15 protein-coding genes are annotated in these 15997 nt (G+C 66.5%); 10 read left to right on the top strand and 5 right to left on the bottom strand.

The window, feature by feature from the left end:
* Positions 1-26: 26 nt before the first annotated feature.
* The gene (locus AB0O89_RS01280) at positions 27-1844 is read right to left on the bottom strand and encodes a pyruvate kinase (RefSeq protein ID WP_363493509.1); all 1818 of its coding nucleotides are present in this window, start codon (positions 1842-1844) and stop codon (positions 27-29) included.
* 83 nt (positions 1845-1927) lie between these two features.
* Positions 1928-3013, bottom strand: coding sequence for an AAA family ATPase (locus AB0O89_RS01275; protein WP_363493507.1), 1086 nt, complete (start codon positions 3011-3013; stop codon positions 1928-1930).
* Positions 3014-3130: 117 nt separating this feature from the next.
* Between AB0O89_RS01275 and AB0O89_RS01270 the strand changes: the two genes are divergently transcribed.
* The 4 genes from AB0O89_RS01270 (at position 3131) to AB0O89_RS01255 (ending at position 6221) form a co-directional block, all read left to right on the top strand.
* Positions 3131-3502, top strand: coding sequence for a hypothetical protein (locus AB0O89_RS01270; RefSeq protein ID WP_292708193.1), 372 nt, complete (start codon positions 3131-3133; stop codon positions 3500-3502).
* Positions 3503-3543: 41 nt separating this feature from the next.
* A complete protein-coding gene (locus tag AB0O89_RS01265) occupies positions 3544-4593 on the top strand; it encodes a zinc-binding dehydrogenase (RefSeq protein ID WP_363493505.1) in 1050 nt (349 codons plus the stop codon).
* 553 nt (positions 4594-5146) lie between these two features.
* Positions 5147-5593 (top strand): LuxR C-terminal-related transcriptional regulator, encoded by a 447-nt coding sequence (locus AB0O89_RS01260; protein WP_363493503.1) that lies wholly within the window; start codon positions 5147-5149, stop codon positions 5591-5593.
* Between the two features lie 235 nt (positions 5594-5828).
* Positions 5829-6221 carry a DUF427 domain-containing protein gene (locus AB0O89_RS01255; RefSeq protein ID WP_363493501.1) on the top strand — a complete coding sequence of 131 codons (393 nt, stop codon included), beginning with the start codon at positions 5829-5831 and terminating at the stop codon, positions 6219-6221.
* Positions 6222-6262: 41 nt separating this feature from the next.
* Here the strand turns inward: AB0O89_RS01255 and AB0O89_RS01250 are convergent, their stop codons facing one another.
* Positions 6263-6910 (bottom strand): LON peptidase substrate-binding domain-containing protein, encoded by a 648-nt coding sequence (locus AB0O89_RS01250; protein WP_363493499.1) that lies wholly within the window; start codon positions 6908-6910, stop codon positions 6263-6265.
* 93 nt (positions 6911-7003) lie between these two features.
* Between AB0O89_RS01250 and AB0O89_RS01245 the strand changes: the two genes are divergently transcribed.
* Positions 7004-8101 carry a VanZ family protein gene (locus AB0O89_RS01245; RefSeq protein ID WP_363493497.1) on the top strand — a complete coding sequence of 366 codons (1098 nt, stop codon included), beginning with the start codon at positions 7004-7006 and terminating at the stop codon, positions 8099-8101.
* On the opposite strand, the gene AB0O89_RS01240 is transcribed toward AB0O89_RS01245, so the two are convergent.
* A complete protein-coding gene (locus tag AB0O89_RS01240; protein WP_363493495.1) occupies positions 8043-8498 on the bottom strand; it encodes a DUF3054 domain-containing protein in 456 nt (151 codons plus the stop codon). The genes AB0O89_RS01245 and AB0O89_RS01240 overlap by 59 nt on opposite strands.
* A gap of 48 nt (positions 8499-8546) precedes the next feature.
* Between AB0O89_RS01240 and AB0O89_RS01235 the strand changes: the two genes are divergently transcribed.
* Entirely contained in the window at positions 8547-9464 is a 918-nt protein-coding gene (locus AB0O89_RS01235; protein ID WP_363493493.1) for a rhodanese-related sulfurtransferase, read from the top strand.
* Between the two features lie 14 nt (positions 9465-9478).
* On the opposite strand, the gene AB0O89_RS01230 is transcribed toward AB0O89_RS01235, so the two are convergent.
* Entirely contained in the window at positions 9479-10492 is a 1014-nt protein-coding gene (locus tag AB0O89_RS01230) for a LacI family DNA-binding transcriptional regulator (protein WP_363493491.1), read from the bottom strand.
* A gap of 184 nt (positions 10493-10676) precedes the next feature.
* On the opposite strand from AB0O89_RS01230, the gene AB0O89_RS01225 reads away from it, so the two are divergent.
* The 4 genes from AB0O89_RS01225 to AB0O89_RS01210 are packed head-to-tail and all read left to right on the top strand — an operon-like array spanning position 10677 to position 15942.
* Positions 10677-11924, top strand: a complete 1248-nt coding sequence (locus AB0O89_RS01225; RefSeq protein WP_363493489.1) for an extracellular solute-binding protein — start codon at positions 10677-10679, stop codon at positions 11922-11924.
* Between the two features lie 3 nt (positions 11925-11927).
* Entirely contained in the window at positions 11928-13055 is a 1128-nt protein-coding gene (locus AB0O89_RS01220; protein ID WP_363493487.1) for a sugar ABC transporter permease, read from the top strand.
* Entirely contained in the window at positions 13052-13969 is a 918-nt protein-coding gene (locus tag AB0O89_RS01215; RefSeq protein WP_363493485.1) for a carbohydrate ABC transporter permease, read from the top strand. Before AB0O89_RS01220 ends, AB0O89_RS01215 begins: the two co-directional genes overlap by 4 nt.
* A complete protein-coding gene (locus AB0O89_RS01210; protein WP_363493483.1) occupies positions 13966-15942 on the top strand; it encodes a glycogen debranching N-terminal domain-containing protein in 1977 nt (658 codons plus the stop codon). Before AB0O89_RS01215 ends, AB0O89_RS01210 begins: the two co-directional genes overlap by 4 nt.
* The last annotated feature ends 55 nt before the right edge of the window (positions 15943-15997 follow it).

Here is a 15997-nt window from a genome sequence, read left to right as displayed (position 1 = left end):
GTGACGGGCGGCCGTGCTGCGGCTGCTCAGCCTTCGTGAGACCAGGCGCGCAGCCGTCGCAGCAGCGGGCGCTTTTTCTCGAGGTGGCCGTGCATCCGCCGCAGGATGTCATCGAGCGCTTCGATCGCCTCCTCGATGTGCGGACCCTTGTTGAGCATGACGCACTCAGCCCGTTCCCCCGCGGCGGCATCCGTCACCTCGGCGCGGGTGGGAACACCGCTACCGGCGAGCGAGTCGAGCACCTGCGTTGCCCAGATCACCGGGACGTGCGCGGCTTCGCACAGCCACAGGATCTCTTCCTGCACTTCTGCGAGCCGTTCCCAGCCGGCCTCGACACCGAGATCGCCTCGGGCAATCATGATGCCCACCCGGGGCCGTTGCATGAGCTCGAGGAGAATTTCGGGCAGCGCTCGGAAAGCGCGCACCGTCTCGACCTTCACGACGACGCCCAGGTGCCCGGCGCCCCGCGCGTCAAGCTCGGTGAACAGGCGCGCGACGTCGCCGGGAGAGCGCGCGAACGACAGCTGCACGATGTCGGTGAATCCGGCGACGGCATCAAGTGCGCGCAGGTCCTCGTCGGCGAGCGCCGAGATGGGCAGGTCGGTGTCGGGGAGGTTGATGCCCTTCTCGGCGCGGAGCTTCGTTCCCCGCGGTGAGGCGAGGGTCACCTCGACCTCCGCGACGCGCTGGCCGTCAGCGACACCCACGGCGCGCACGAAGCCCTCGATCTTGCCGTCATCGAAGAGCACGCGATCACCGACGCGGATCACCTCGAGTGCTTCGGGCACCGTGCAGCCGACACGGTGTCGGCCCTCATGCGTGAATCCCGGTTCCTCATCCGGACGAAGTTCGATGATCTCGCCCCGGTGGACCCGCAGCGCTTGATCGACCGGTGGCAGCGGGCCGACCCGGGTCTCGCGGCCATCGACATCCAGCAGCGTCCCGGTCCCGAGATACGCCGTCCGGTCTCCTTCGATCTGTGCCCCGCCGCCGCGCAGCGCGACGACCGTCATGTAGCGCGATCGGCCACGAGTATCGGTGAACTCGACGGTGTCATCGATCCGCAGGCGAGCAAGCCACATGTCATCCGTGATGGGGATTTCCCCAGCGGGCGCAGCCGACCCGTCAGCGCGTGGTGCGACGAGCCAGACCGACGCGGGCTCGGTCACCCGCCCCAGAGCGTCGCGCGTGGGCGACACCTTCACGACCCGCGGTCCAGGTTCGAGAGGACCGGTGCGCAGCTTCGGCCCTGCGAGGTCGGTGGCGATCCGGATGCTCGCGCCGGCGTCTCGGACGTGCCTGGCCATTCGCTCCCACGCCGCGGAGTCGTCGTGTGCGCAGTTGATGCGGGCGACATCCATGCCTGCTCGCGCGAATCGGGTGACCAGTGCGGGATCGTCAGCGGCTTCGCTCGGCAACGTGACCATGATGCGGGTCTGGCGGTCGTCTGCTGTGCCGCCGAGCAGCGCTGCCGCGTGCACGCTCAGGGGAGTGGCCGGGGCGAACCGGGGGTCCGCGTCCGCGGTGGCGCGCTCGTGCGGTGCTGTGTGGCCCAGCGCTGCATCGATCGTGCCGAGTACCGCATCGAGGTTGCGCAGGACGTCGGCTTCCATCCGTCCGAGTGACGAGAGCCCCTCCGCGGTGAGGCGATCCTGCACGTCCCGCAGGTCTCGCGATCGCAGGGCGACATAGCGAACGAGATTGGCGGCGCCGGCCGCATGGACGGGATGCACGCGGGACAGGGGAGCGGATGCCGCTCGCTCGGCATCCTCAGCTGCAGAGCGGAGGGTCAGCAGTTCGGCGCGAAGAGAGTCGAGTCGTTGAGAGCGAGCAGTATCGAGCATCGTCCGACCTCCACCTCTGACGTTAGCTCTCCGCCGTGCGCGGCGTCAGGGGAAGGGACGTGAATATCCGGCCGGGAGGCTGCTCAGGCGAGAGTCACATCGGAGACGGTCACGGTGCGCCCTCCCGCGATCATCGCGCGGGCGCAGGCGACATCCAGACGCGCGATGGCGAGCCCCGGGTGATCGAAGGTGTCAGCCTCCGTCGGTGGCTGGAGGGCCGCCTCGATGGCAGCGTGATCGATGACAACGCCATACTGCTCGGCCAAATGCGTCGCCACCGGCACGACCAGTCCCCGCACCACGTTCTCGTCCCACGGTTGCAGCTCGACGATGACCAGGCGATCCGAGAGAGCGCCATAAAACTGCGCAATCCGCTTCTCATACGGAGCGGTCACCGTGATCACCAGGCGCGCGAGCGGGAATCGCTCTGACTGCCAGATCTCGCGGAGGATGGACACGTCGGGCTCGGTGGTGCCCAGTCGCGCCAGCTCATCGACGTCTTCGACAACGACCACGGTGCGCCGAGTCAGCGCCGACAGTGTGTCGCGCAGCAGCATCGCCGGCTCGCCGTCCACGGTCGTTCCGGGGTCGAAGAAGAGCGTCGGCAGCGGATCCTCGAGGTCGAGCAGAAGGCGCGCGATCTCGGCTGCGAGGCTCGTCTTGCCGCAGCCGCGTCGGCCCACGAGGGCGGGGATCAGTGGCTGATCGCTGAGGAGGTACGCCGCGACATCCAGGGCTTCGCGTCCTCGAAGAAGACCCGCCAGAGGGTCTGTGGGTGTCGCGGGCGCGGCGCCGTCGGACGCCCCGACCTGTTCGGAGTCATCGACGCGGTGGCGACTCGGAGAGCTTTCCTCGGGCAGCAGGTCGGCGACCGCGAGATCTCCCCGGAGGGCAGCGTGCAACCGCATTGCCAGGGCCGCGGCATCCGGCGAGGCTGTGATCATGTTTCGCACCTCGGCTTCATTGCCGATCGTCTGGCCGGCAGCGAGAAGACGGTGAAGCAGAGCCTCGCCGTCGGAGCCGAACGCCTCGCGGAACTCAGCGGTCCAGTTCTGCGCGAACGCGGATGCCGCATGCGTGACGGTCGCGTGGTCGGAGCCCCATCGCTTGGCTTCGGCCTTGGCCAGACCGACCAGTCCGCGAATGGAGAGCGTGTTGGTCGCGCGCATCGATCCCTCCCTGCGGCGACGGCCCCGGGTCGTCGCCGCGACCCTTGATAACAGTTGTAGCGCGGTTCTGGCGTTTCCCACTACTGCTCCAGTGGTGACCCTGCCAGACTCACAGCTATGAGAACCAGAGCATTGAGTGCAGTTGTCGCCGGGGTCTTCGCTGTGTCTATCGCGCTGAGCGGTTGCTCGCAGAACAACGTCATCGCCCCGGTGACGATGGACGCCGGTGACCTGCAGGGGGAGACCGTCGAGCTGATCGTCGGTCAGGTGCTGAACATCAACACGGGTGATTTGCCGGTCGACAGCTACAGCGGCGAGGTTGCCGATCCTGCTGTCGCCGAGTTCGTCCCCGGTCACACCGACGACACCGCGACGTTCAACCCGGGTGTCACCGCGCTGAGCGTGGGGAGCACTGAAGTGGTGCTGTCCAACAGTGACGGCGGCATTCAGGACGTCACCTTTACTGTCGAGGTCACCGAAAAGAAGTGACGGATGCCCCGCGAATCATTCGTGGGGCATAGTCTCGAACCATGCGTGCAACCGTCATTCATGGTGCCCGAGACGTCCGACTGGAAACCGTTGCTGATCCGGTGCTGTCGACCGGTGGTGATGCGGTAGTTCGTGTCGTCGCGGCGTGCGTGTGCGGATCGGACCTGTGGTCGTACCGTGGGATCGCGCCCACCGAAGAGCCGCACCGAATCGGGCATGAGTTCATCGGGGTCGTCGAATCCGTCGGTAACCAGGTTGAGCTGGTGCGACCCGGCGACTTCGTGATCGCGCCCTTCTATGTGTGCGACAACACCTGCCTGAACTGCCGCAACGGCGTGAGCACGTCGTGCCTTACCGGCGGATGGTGGGGGCAGGACGACCGGCTCGGCGGCTTCGCCGACGGCGGTCAGGGCGAGAGGGTTCGCGTGCCCCTGGCCGACGGGACGCTCGTGGTCGTGCCGGGACCGGTTACCGACGACGAGATCCCGGGGTTGCTGTCGCTGGCCGATGTCATGGGTACCGGGCATCACGCCGCGGTGAGCGCCGGAGTGCAACCCGGAGACACGGTAGTCGTTGTCGGTGACGGCGCGGTGGGGCTGTGCGGCGTGATCGCAGCGAAGCGGCTGGGTGCGACCGAGATCATCGCGATGTCTCGCAATCCGCAGCGCCAGGCGCTTGCCTGGGAGTTCGGCGCAACACACGTCGTCGCCGAGCGCGGTGACGAGGGCGTTGCTGCCGTGCGGCAGCTCACTCAGGGCATCGGCGCCGATCGCGTTCTCGAATGCGTCGGAACGAAGGAGTCGATGGCACAGGCCCTGGCCTCGGCACGGCCGGGAGGACGGGTCGGGTTCGTCGGCGTGCCCGCAGGCGGCCCGGAGCTGCCTGTTCGCGACATGTTCAACCGGAACGTCGGTGTCGTCGGCGGCGTCGCGCCGGTGCGGGGATACATCGAAGAGCTGCTACCAGACGTGCGGTCAGGGTCGATCACGCCGGGCAAGGTCTTCGATCTCGAGCTTCCGTTGAGTGAGGTCGCTGAAGCGTACGCGGCAATGGACGAGCGCCGCGCCACGAAAGTGCTGTTGCGGCCGTAATCACCGATCTCGCCATCCGGTTCATGTGGGGGACCTTCGTCGGGCGTCTCTTCGGACGTTGTCTGTAACAATGTTCGGATGCAGCTCGAGGCGGCCGACTACGCGGCGATCCTCGACGTCCTCGAGTCGGTCGCCGGCTCACATGACACACGCGACTATGCTGCGCGGGTGAGCGCCGGGCTCTTCCGACTCTTCCCGTGCCAGGGGGCTTCGTGCAGCGAGATCGATGTCACGGGACGTCGCGTGGTCTCCGAACCGGCACCCCCGTTTCCGTCGGGCTGGATCGCGCAGTACGGACCCGCGTTCGAGAAGTTCGCGTGGCAGCATCCGCTGTTCGGAACGTTCATCTCCGGTGAACGGGTCGGGCCGACCTCGTGGAGCATCGATGGAGCAGAGAGTTCGTTTGCGCGCACCGAGCTGTACCGCTCTTTCTACGAGCCCAACGGCGTTCGTCGCCAGATCGTCTTGATCTTCCCCACCTCTCACGGCACATCGATCGTCATCTCGATCGACTGCGCTGCCGCGCACCCCTGCGGGGGGGAGGGAGGCCGCGATGCTCTCGACGATCGCACCGTTGCTCGAGACGAGCTATCGCCTGGTCAGTCGGGCAGAGGGAAACCTTGTCTGGCCCTTCGCGGATGCCCGGGGCCCCGTGCAAGCAGACCTCACACCGCTTGCTCGCCAGGAACCATTGGCGCCGCTCGGTGAGAGCCCGGAGAAACTCACGATCGATGACGCGCAACTACGTGCGCATCAGGCGTTGCGATCGGCAGGCTTGACCGCTCGGCAGGCCGAGATCGCTCTCTTGGTCGCGAGCGGTGCAGCGACGTCGCAGATTGCCACCGCGCTGCAGATCTCCACAGGAACGGTGCGCAAACACCTCGAAGCGGTGCACGCGACACTGGGCGTGTCCAGCCGCGCCGCTGTTGCTGCGACGGTCATGCGCCTCGTCCATCCCGAGGCGGCAGGCATCCTCGGTCAGCCGCTGCTCTCGCGCTGACGTCGACGGAGTCCCCTGGGACACTGCACCGGCGGATCATCGCTGGCTTGGGATGCCGATATCGATGGCTGAGCCGCCGGTGCAGTTCCTGAGCCTCGCTGCGAGGGACCCACGACGATCCCGGATGCAGCAAAGCTCCCCTCCGCCTTCGACGCTACGAGGGCGATCCGGATCCGGCCATACGACGTTTCGCGTACCTGAAGGTTTTCCGGCTCGGCGACCGTACGCTGGCACGATGCGTCCACCGAGACCAGAACCCGTCGGCGCCGGCCAGGAGTCGGTGTGGGACTACCCGCGTCCACCGCGTCTGGAGCACGTCGACGCATTCGCTCCGGGGTCCCTGCGCTCCGGTGAGGGAACGTCCCTCTGCGAATTCAAGGGTCAGGCTGCGTACCTCGACGTCGCGGCGAACGGGCGGATCGCCCCGCGCGTGGGGTGGACCTATCCCCATCCCTCCCGAGGTTTCGAGCAACTCACTGGACGTTTAGCGCTCTATCCCGGCCCGATGGATCGCTGCACGGTAGACGGTGAGATCGTCACGCCGCAGCCCGGCAACTTCTACGGCGGGTGGATCACGAGCGACATCCGCGGTCCCTTCAAGGGTGTGCCCGGTTCGGGAGGGTGGTAGCCCGACGGAGGTTCGGCGTCGCCGACTCGGTTGCCGCTCAGTTAGTAGCCGCTGAGGTCGATGTCGCCGACATCGTCGATCTCGGGGCCGGCGGTCAGGAGTACCTCGGCATCGAGCGTCAGATCGATGATGTCGCGCAACAGGCCACCGAGCGTGGTCGCGTGCAGGAGCCGCAACTGATCCATTTGCCCCAGCGGTGTGATGGCGGCGAGCTGCCACGCCGACTCGACCGGGTCCTCAGACAACTCGACGTTCGGATCCCAGCGCACGTCACTGAACTCGGCAGCTCGGGCCAGCACCCGACGAACGATCTGCTCGGCCTGCGCGTGCAGCGGCGTGAGCTCGTCATTCCACTCGAACTCCGGCAGCGGGGTCACGGATGCCGCGGGGTACGGGTCATCCTCGAGCCATCGGTCTACCGCAACCCGGGTTCCACCCACGGCGATGATGTGCACATCGTCGGCGCGCGGGTCCACCTGCAGGATCCGGGCCATCGTGCCGACGGAGAACCGCTGGTCGCCGCCGCCCGCCTCACTACCCCGTTCGATGAGCACCACGCCGAACGACGGCTCGTCGTCGTCGAGGACACGGCCGAGCATCATGAGGTAGCGCTGCTCGAAGATCCGCAGCGCGAGCGGGGTGTGGGGGAACAGCACCGTGCCGAGCGGGAACATCGCGACATCCGCCATGCTCCCAGTCAACCAGCGATTGCGAGCGCCCGGCCCATCGCCGAAGCATCAGTGTGACGCAGTCGCGCCTTCCGGGGCGGGAGAATAGCGGTCGTGCATCGCCTCGGCCCCGGCATCGTCGCTGTCATCGTCGGCTTGGTTCTCTCGGTCGCGCTGTTCGTTCCGTTCCTTGCCGCGAGTTTTCGTGTTCGCGGCCGCGTCACGTTTGCGCGGACTCTGCTGTGGATTGCCCTGCTCATCGCGTTTTTGGCCCTCTGGTCCTACACGATCTTTCCCGCGCCCCTTCCCACCGACGACTACCGGTGCACGACGCCGAATCTCGACATCCTGTACGACCTGAAAGACATCATCCGCATCCAGGAGGCAGGTTCGAGCCTCATCGCCAACGCTGCGCTCCAGGTCGCACTGCTGAACGTCCTGTTCTTCCTCCCGATCGGCTTCTTGCTGCGCGTCATGTTCGGATGGGGCGTCGTGCGTGCGATGCTGGCCGGGTTCGCGCTCTCGCTGGCCGTCGAGGTGACACAGCTCACCGGCCTGTGGGGCATCTATCCGTGCTCTTACCGCCTGTTCTCGGTTGCGGATCTTCTTCACAACACGCTCGGTGCGGTTCTCGGTTCTCTGCTGGCTCTGCTGATCGTCCGCCGTGGGTCGCGAGTTTCGGCATCCGCCGCGCCCGCATCAGATCGAGCGTCGGGTCCCGTGACTGCCGGGCGACGGATGCTGGCAGCCTGCGCCGATCTCGTGCTCTACGTCACCGTCGCCATCGGTGTCGGAGCCGTCGTCGGGGTGCTCGCATTGTCGATGGGGCGGCAGACCGATCCGTGGGAGACGGCGCTCGGGATCGTCGTCTCGTCAGCGCTGTACCTCGCCCCGATTCTCGTGACGGGAGCGACCTGGGGTGAGCGTGCCGTTCTCATCCGGGTAGAAGGCGGATGGCGGCCGATGCTCGTGGCGCGCCTGGTGCGAGCGGTTGGCGGACTCGGCGGCGTGATCATCGCCCTGAACGTGATTCCCGAGTTCGGTGGGTGGGTCGCTCTCGGACTGATCGGGGTGCAGATCATCTTCGTGTGGCTCACGCCGACGACGCGCAGCCTCGGGGCAGCGCTGGCGGGAATGAGGGTGCGCGTCAGCCCTACTCCGCGTGGTCTGGAGCCGCCCCAGGCGGCGCCGAGCGCGACGCGCGGCGCCTAATGATCGCCGCAATGACGCGCCACCCGACGAGGAAGACCGCCAGCACGATCGAGGCCACGATCACGAACGCGGTCTGCACACCCTGGCCGCTGATGGCGCGCAGGAGCATGCCCCCGATCACCGTATAGAGCCAGACCGCGACCCCGGCGTGCAGGATTGCGAGGGGAAAGCGCCAGAGTCGCATCGTGAGCCAGCCGACAAGGAGTGCAACGAGGAAGGGCCAGGTGGTCTGCGCGAGGCCGAGACCATCGGGGCCGATGACCTCTTCGCCGTGGCTCGCGCGCCCGATGGCTGCGAAGACGACCACGAGCACGACGTCGGTCGCGAGGGCGATCGCGACGGTACGGGGCGCAGGCAGCACGGGGGAGGGGCGGTCGGGTTCCGGGGCTGTGCGCATGCCTCCAGTCTGCCCGGCCGTGCGCGGGTAGCGAGCTAATCTTGTGCGGTGGCACTGTCGAAGATCCTGCTCTACTACCGGTTCACGCCGATCACCGACCCGAACGCGGTGCGGCTGTGGCAGCGTGACCTGTGCGAGCTGCTCGGGCTTCGGGGACGCATCCTGATCTCGAAGGACGGGATCAATGCCACGGTCGGCGGCGAACTCGGCGCTATGAAGACCTACTGGCGCAAGACCCGCGAGTACCCCGGGTTCGGCGACATCGACTTCAAGTGGTCGGAGGGGAGCGGGCTCGATTCTGATGGACGCAGCCTCGACTTTCCGCGTTTGTCGGTGAAGGTGCGAGATGAGATCGTGAGCTTCGGCGCCCCCGACGAGTTGCGGGTCGATACAGCGGGCGTCGTTGGTGGTGGCACCCACCTGTCTCCGGGCGCCGTGCACAAGCTCGTCGAAGAGCGCGGCGACGAGGTCGTCTTCTTCGATGGTCGCAACGCGTTCGAGGCAGAGATCGGGCGCTTCAAGAACGCGGTAGTACCGGATGTCGCCACCACGCGCGATTTCGTCGCGGAACTGGACTCGGGCAGATACGACCACCTCAAAGACAAGCCCGTCGTGACCTACTGCACGGGCGGCATCCGCTGTGAAGTGCTCTCGAGCCTCATGGTCTCGCGGGGGTTCTCGGAGGTGTACCAGATGGATGGCGGAATCGTCCGCTACGGCGAGAGCTTCGGCAATACGGGGCTCTGGGAGGGTGCGCTCTACGTTTTCGACGGGCGAGAATCCCTCACATTCGGGACGGATGCCGCGACGATCGGAGCGTGCTCCACGTGCGGTGCCGCTACCTCGCGGATGGTCAATTGCGCCGATGCGGACTGTCGGGTGCGCGTTGTGCAGTGCGAGGGATGCGCGGATGCCGCATCCGCTACATGCGCCCGCCACGGCGCTCCGTCGGTGGTCGCCGGCTGATTCCGTCGCCCCGACTATCTGCTTGCGGCGGCGCCTCGTACGACGAGCGAGGGCTCGATGAGCATATGGCGCTCGAACGCAGGCGGCAGTTCCGTGACAACGGATCCGCCGTCGCCCATCAACAGCTGCAGCGTGGCATCCGCGACGTGCTCGGGGCGCTGTTCGACACTGCTGATTTCCAGTGCTTCGGCGGCTGGCGTGTTGTCGAAGCCGTAGACCACGAGATCGGGATGGCCGGCGTCTATGGCGGCCAGATGTGCCCCGATCGCAAGGGTGTCACTCGCGCACACCAGAGCTGAAAGATCGGGGTGCCGCTCCAGCGCGTCCGCCGCTGCCGTCCTGGCGGCAGTGACGCGGTCCTCGGCTACGATTCGGGGTCCGCGAGCGTCGCCCAGCGACTCGAGCCAGCCGCGTTCGCGGTCATCACCCGTGCCTGAGCCCGATGGCCATCCGAGAAAACCGATCTGCCGGCCCGCGCGCCGCTGTGCGTGCGCAGTTGCCTGTCGAGTCCCAGCGGCGCCGTCGACATCGACCCACCGGTGCGGAGCAGTTTCATCGTCGCCGGCCCAGGGTCGACCGAACGCCACGAAGGGTACATCTCGGCCTGCGAGCCACGCGGTCCGAGGGTCGCCGTGAAATGTTCCGCTCAGCACGATCGCATCGATCTCACCACCATCGAGCAGCTCGCTCATTCGCGAGATCTCGTCAGGCGCTGAACGCGCGGCGTACAGCAGGATGCGCATTCCGCGTTCGTCGGCGCGTTCAGTCAGGGCATGCACGAAGCGGTCGAGCACGACGCCCGAGATGCCGCCGACGTAGGGATCGAGGTGGATGCCGATAGTCGAGCTGCGGCGGGTTCGCAAAGATCGCGCTGCCGCGTGCGGACGATAGCCGAGCTGGGTGATCGCGTCTTCGACGCGCACGCGGGTGGACTCGCGAACGATCGCGGGCGTGTTGATCACATTCGACACAGTTTGTCGGGAGACGCCGGCAACGCGCGCGACGTCTTCGACGGTCGGGGCTTTCATCGCACCTCCTTAGCGATCAGCATCGTATCCGGCCCGCGCACGGTCTTGACACGGCGGTGACGGTGTTCCTAACGTAGGGCGTGAGCAGAACTTTGATCGTTCAAATTTCTTGAGCGGAGCGATTCTGCCGAACCCTTTGCGTCACATCCGGCACGGAAGCCGGTTCATCGAAGGAGACACGCACATGGCACGACACCACATCCGAACGGCGGTCGGCGCGGGAGCGCTCGGCGTCGTTGCGGCGCTCACCCTATCGGCCTGCGGGTCGGGATTCTCTGACGGCGGCGGAAGCTCGGGCGGCGAGCTCACCAGTTCCGACGACGCCATCACCGTCCTCATCGGCTCGTCTGGAGACGCCGAGACCACCGCGGTTGAAGAGGCTGTCGCGGCGTGGTCGGAGGAATCGGGGATCGAGGCGTCTGTGCAGGTGGCCAACGACCTCGCCCAGCAGCTCTCACAGGGTTTTGCGGCGGGTACACCCGCTGACCTCTTCTACCTGTCGACCGACGCGATCGCGGGTTTCGCAGCCAACGGATCCCTCCAGGCCTACGGTGACATGCTGGCCAACAAGAATGACTTCTACCCATCGCTCGTCGAGAACTTCACCGTCGACGGCACCTTCTACTGCGCGCCGAAGGACTTCTCGACGCTCGCGCTCATCATCAACACGGCGATGTGGGAAGAAGCTGGCCTCACGGATGCCGACATCCCCACCACGTGGGAGGAGCTGGATGCGGTCTCGGCCCAGCTCACGACCGCCGACCACGTCGGTCTCGCCTTCGGCGCCGAGTACCAGCGTGTCGGGACGTTCATGGCGCAGGCCGGCGGTGGTCTCGTCGAGGACGGGCAGGCGATCGCGAGCAGCCCGGAAAACGTCGAAGCGCTCGACTACGTGAAGGGTCACCTCGATGACGGCACGTTCGCCTACGCGGCCGACATCGGCACCGGATGGGGCGGCGAGGCGTTCGGCACCCAGAAGGCCGCCATGGTCATCGAGGGGAACTGGATCACCGGCGCTATGTCGAACGACTATCCGGATGTCGACTACGTCGTCGCGCAGCTGCCGGCCGGGCCGGGTGGTCAGGGTACCCTCCAGTTCACGAACTGCTGGGGAATGGCTGCAGACAGCCCGAACCAGGAGGCTGCGCTCAGTCTCGTGGAGTACCTCACCAGCACCGAACAGCAGCTCGCGTTCTCTGCGGCGTTCGGCCCGATGCCCTCGATTCAGTCCGCTGCAGACCAGTGGCGCAGCGACAACCCCGAACTTGCTGCCTTCCTCGACGGGGCTGACTATGCCCAGTTCCCGCCGAACCAGCAGGGAGCCAGTGACGTGATTGCCGACTTCAACGCCCAGCTCGAAGGGCTGTCGTCCGGCGATTCGCAAGCAATCCTCGACTCGGTGCAGTCCAACCTCGAGGCGACGCTCGGCTGACCCATGAGCCTCACTGCCTCTCGGGCGCGCCGCGCCGGATCCTCCGGGAAGGGGATCCGGCGCGGCGAGGCGGCTGCCGGATGGTTGTTCACCGCTCCGGCCCTCGTCATCCTCGGCGTCTTCCTCCTGGTCCCCGTGATCATGGCTCTGTGGGTCTCGTTCTCGGACTGGAGCGGAAGGGGTAGCCCTCTCTCCTCCGCCGTATCCTTCGTCGGGCTCGACAACTACGCGGCAGTGACCACCGGCGGCGGGCTTGCAGAACGCGACTTCGGCATTTCACTGCGCAATAACGCCTGGTACGTCCTTCTGGTGGTTCCGCTGCAGACAGCCCTGTCACTTGTGCTTGCCCTGCTCGTGAACCGGGCGATCCTGCGAGGTCGCGGGTTCTTCCGCACAGCCTTCTACTTCCCTTCCGTCACGAGCTCGGTCGCCATCACCGTCCTCTGGCTCTTCCTGTTCTCGACGTCAGGGGTGGTCAACGACGTCCTGTCCTGGATCGGTATCAACGGGCCCAACTGGTTCAACGATCCGAGTGGTGTCGTTCACAACGCCCTCGCCGCTGTCGGCATCCAGAGCGGCCCGGAGGCGTTGACGGCCAACTCGTTCCTCGGCTTGTCCTTCTGGGACTGGCTCGCGGGTCCGTCCGTCGCGATGAGCGCCTTCATCTTCATGGCGATCTTCACGACGAGCGGCACGTTCATGCTGCTCTTTCTCGCGGGACTGCAAAACGTCGGTCCCGATATCCAGGAGGCCGCCATGATCGATGGCGCCAACGCGTGGCAGCGATTCTGGCACGTCACGCTGCCGCAACTTCGTCCCGTCGTGTTCACCGTCGTCACTCTCGGTTTGATCGGTTGCTGGCAGGTGTTCGACCAGATCTACACCGGGACGCAGGGCGCCCCCGGCAAGACGACACTCACCCCCGCTTTCCTGAGCTACCAGTCAGCGTTCATCTCCCAGCAGTGGGGTGAGGGAGCGGCGATCGCGTTCATCCTCTTCGTCATCATCGTCGCTTTCACCGTCCTGCAGCGCTGGGTGCTGCGGGAGCGCAAGGTCTCGCGCCGGCGCATCCGCCAGTACGAGGTCAATCCCGCGGTCGTGGCTTCGACCTCGTCGGAGGCCGGACGATGAGCGCCGCAGCGCCGGCGCGTGCGGCATCCGTGTCGTCACCCACGGTCGCCGCGACGGTGCCTCCACGTGCGCGACGACGCCTCCCGGGTCGGGTACTGACGTGGCAGATCGCGCTGTATGCGGTGCTCGTCCTGCTCGCGATCATCTACATCTATCCGTTCCTGGTGCAGGTTGCCACGTCGTTCAAGACGGATGCCGGTGCCGCGGCAGACCCGGTCGGCCTTATCCCGGCCCCCTTCACATGGGCCGCCTACCAGCGACTGTTCCTTGAGTCGGCGTTCCCGCTCTGGTTCGCCAACTCCGTCGTGGTGACCATCAGCGTCACGCTGGGGCGGGTGTTCTTCGATTCGCTGGCCGGCTACGCGTTGGCGCGGCTGAGATTTCGGGGCAGGGGAGTCGTGTTCGCGCTCCTTATCGGGGTCATGGCGGTGCCTGCGGTCGTGCTACTCATCCCGAAGTTCCTCGTGATCAACCAGCTGGGAATCTATGACTCGTACGCGGGAATGATCCTTCCGCTCCTGGTCGATGCCGCCGGCGTGTTCATCATGAAGAACTTCTTCGAGTCCATCCCCGTCGCCGTCGAAGAACAGGCCCGGGTGGACGGGGCGGGGACCTTCCGGATCTTCTGGTCGGTCGTGCTTCCCATGGCAAGGCCGGCGCTCATCACGATCATCATCCTGTCCTTTCAGGGCTCGTGGAATGAGCTCAGCCACTTCATCGTGTCGACGCAGTCGCCGGAGCTCACGACCCTGACCAAGGGCGTCGCCTCCCTCGCGAGCGGGCAGCTCAGCCAGGGCTCGCAATACCCGATCAAGCTCGCAGCAGCGGCCATCATGACGGTGCCCGTCGCGGTGATCTTCTTCATCTTCCAACGCCGCATCATGAACACCAGTGAAGGAGCCGTCAAGGAATGACCGACGCCCCACATCCTCCCCGCCAACCGCTGCTCAATGACGCCGTCATTGTCCTCCGTGCCCCGACGCAAGTCTGGGGTGGTCGCGACGGCGACATCGGAGGCGCCGAGATCGACGGCGTGTTCCACGGCGACGTGCGCGTCATTCGCTCGCTGACCCTCACCTGCGACGAATCGACGCTGGAGACGATCTCCACCGTCCCACACGGGGCCGACCGTGTTGTCTTCGGGCTGCTTGCACGCGGGGTCGACGATCCGATGCCCGATCCCAAGGTGCGAATTCTGCGTGATCGTCGAGTCGGCGATGGGTCCCTGGCCGAGACGTTCACGGTGCACTCGCATGTCGCCCACGCGACCCGTGTGACTATTCGGGTCGAGATCCGTCCGGAGTTCTCGTCACTTCATGACGTGAAGGCCGGCGTGGCTGCGGCGCAGCCCTTCGCGATCGGGGAGGTATCGACCGAACGGATGCGGGTCACCGCCGGCTCGGCAACAGTGACGGTGGACGCGCCCGACGCGGCAGCGGATGCGTTGGACGGAGTCATCCGGGTGACCTGGTCGATCGAGCTGGAGCCGGGTGCGGTCGTCGAGCGGGGCATCCGGGTGGAGATCACGGATCCGACCCTCGTCGTGCGCGGCGCGGCATCCTCGGCTCGGTGGGACGCACCCACTGTTGCTGCCGATGTCGCCGACCCTCGCCTGCAGAGGTGGGTCGCAGCGGCGCTCAGTGATCTTGATGCGCTGCGGATGTCGCTTCCCGCGTATCCCGATGACGAGTTCTTCGCGGCCGGCGCACCGTGGTTTTTCACCCTGTTCGGTCGGGACTCGCTGTGGGCGGCCAGGTTCGCCCTGCCCGTCGCCCCCGAGATCGCGGCGTCGACGCTTCGCGTGCTGGCGGGGTTGCAAGGAGATGAGCACGACCCTGCGACAGCCCAGGAGCCGGGGAAAATACCCCATGAGCTCCGTTCCGCCGGAATGCAGCTACCGGCCGAAGGTGTCGCCCTACCCCCGCTCTACTACGGCAGCGTCGATTCGACGCCGCTCTGGGTGTGTTTGCTCGTGGACGCATGGCGGTCGGGGATGCCTGAGACGGAGGTACGGGAACTCATCCCGGCGCTGCGGGCAGCGCTGCGGTGGATGGTCGAGGAAGGCGACTCGGACGGGGACGGGTTCCTCGACTACGTCGACCGTTCCGGGCACGGACTTGCCAACCAGGGCTGGAAGGACTCCGGTGACTCGATACAGTGGCGCGACGGGCGGCTGGCAGAGGGTCCAATAGCCCTGTGCGAGGTTCAGGGTTACGCCTACGAAGCCGCGCTCGGTGGGGCGGATCTGCTCGAGAGCCTCGATGGTGCTCGATCCGAGAACGCGGGAGAGCCGGCGGCGCTGCGGCGGTGGGCCCAGGCGCTTCGGGAGCGTTTCGCCGAGGCGTACTGGGTTGAGACGGTCGAAGGACGATACCCCGCGATCGCCCTGGATCGGTACAAGAACGCGGTCGACACGCTGACGAGCAACATCGGACATCTGCTGGGCACCGGCATCCTTGATCAGCGCGACGAGATGGAGGTTGCCGCCCTGTTGCGGGGCGAGACGCTGTCCAGCGGCTACGGCATCCGCACGATGTCCACTGACGCTGCCGGGTACTGGCCCCTGTCGTACCACGGTGGCAGCGTCTGGGCGCACGACACCGCGATATCGGCCTGGGGGATGGCGCGAGCGGGGCTGAGAGAGGACGCAATGGCGGTTGCGCGGCAGCTCATCGACGCTGCAGAGGGGTTCGACTATCGGGTACCGGAGCTCTACGCGGGAGACTCCCGGGCACAGTCTCCGGTTCCGACGCCGTACCCCGCGGCGTGCCGGCCACAGGCCTGGTCGGCGGCTGCGGCGATCGTCTGCGCAGGCATCCTGTCTCGGAACACTTCGTCACGAGATCACAACATCCTTATGGCTGAGGCGTCCCGTGCCGTAGTGTGAGTCCCGCGCCGGCTTCCGGCGTGCGGGTCGCGCACTGTGACCCGGAGGTATACGA

It is taken from the genome of Microbacterium sp. NPDC076895, assembly GCF_040687115.1.
Lineage (GTDB): Bacteria > Actinomycetota > Actinomycetes > Actinomycetales > Microbacteriaceae > Microbacterium.
Note: the sequence above shows the minus strand (reverse complement) of the source record. Positions and strands in the feature narration are given on the sequence as shown.

What these genes read in the sequence shown, in the direction of transcription:
- AB0O89_RS01280 (WP_363493509.1), bottom strand. Translation starts at nt 1,844, where the DNA reads ATGCTCGATACTGCTCGCTCTCAACGACTCGACTCTCTTCGCGCCGAA.
- AB0O89_RS01275 (WP_363493507.1), bottom strand. Translation starts at nt 3,013, where the DNA reads ATGCGCGCGACCAACACGCTCTCCATTCGCGGACTGGTCGGTCTGGCC.
- AB0O89_RS01270 (WP_292708193.1), top strand. Translation starts at nt 3,131, where the DNA reads ATGAGAACCAGAGCATTGAGTGCAGTTGTCGCCGGGGTCTTCGCTGTG.
- AB0O89_RS01265 (WP_363493505.1), top strand. Translation starts at nt 3,544, where the DNA reads ATGCGTGCAACCGTCATTCATGGTGCCCGAGACGTCCGACTGGAAACC.
- AB0O89_RS01260 (WP_363493503.1), top strand. Translation starts at nt 5,147, where the DNA reads ATGCTCTCGACGATCGCACCGTTGCTCGAGACGAGCTATCGCCTGGTC.
- AB0O89_RS01255 (WP_363493501.1), top strand. Translation starts at nt 5,829, where the DNA reads ATGCGTCCACCGAGACCAGAACCCGTCGGCGCCGGCCAGGAGTCGGTG.
- AB0O89_RS01250 (WP_363493499.1), bottom strand. Translation starts at nt 6,910, where the DNA reads ATGGCGGATGTCGCGATGTTCCCGCTCGGCACGGTGCTGTTCCCCCAC.
- AB0O89_RS01240 (WP_363493495.1), bottom strand. Translation starts at nt 8,498, where the DNA reads ATGCGCACAGCCCCGGAACCCGACCGCCCCTCCCCCGTGCTGCCTGCG.
- AB0O89_RS01230 (WP_363493491.1), bottom strand. Translation starts at nt 10,492, where the DNA reads ATGAAAGCCCCGACCGTCGAAGACGTCGCGCGCGTTGCCGGCGTCTCC.
- AB0O89_RS01225 (WP_363493489.1), top strand. Translation starts at nt 10,677, where the DNA reads ATGGCACGACACCACATCCGAACGGCGGTCGGCGCGGGAGCGCTCGGC.
- AB0O89_RS01220 (WP_363493487.1), top strand. Translation starts at nt 11,928, where the DNA reads ATGAGCCTCACTGCCTCTCGGGCGCGCCGCGCCGGATCCTCCGGGAAG.
- AB0O89_RS01215 (WP_363493485.1), top strand. Translation starts at nt 13,052, where the DNA reads ATGAGCGCCGCAGCGCCGGCGCGTGCGGCATCCGTGTCGTCACCCACG.
- AB0O89_RS01210 (WP_363493483.1), top strand. Translation starts at nt 13,966, where the DNA reads ATGACCGACGCCCCACATCCTCCCCGCCAACCGCTGCTCAATGACGCC.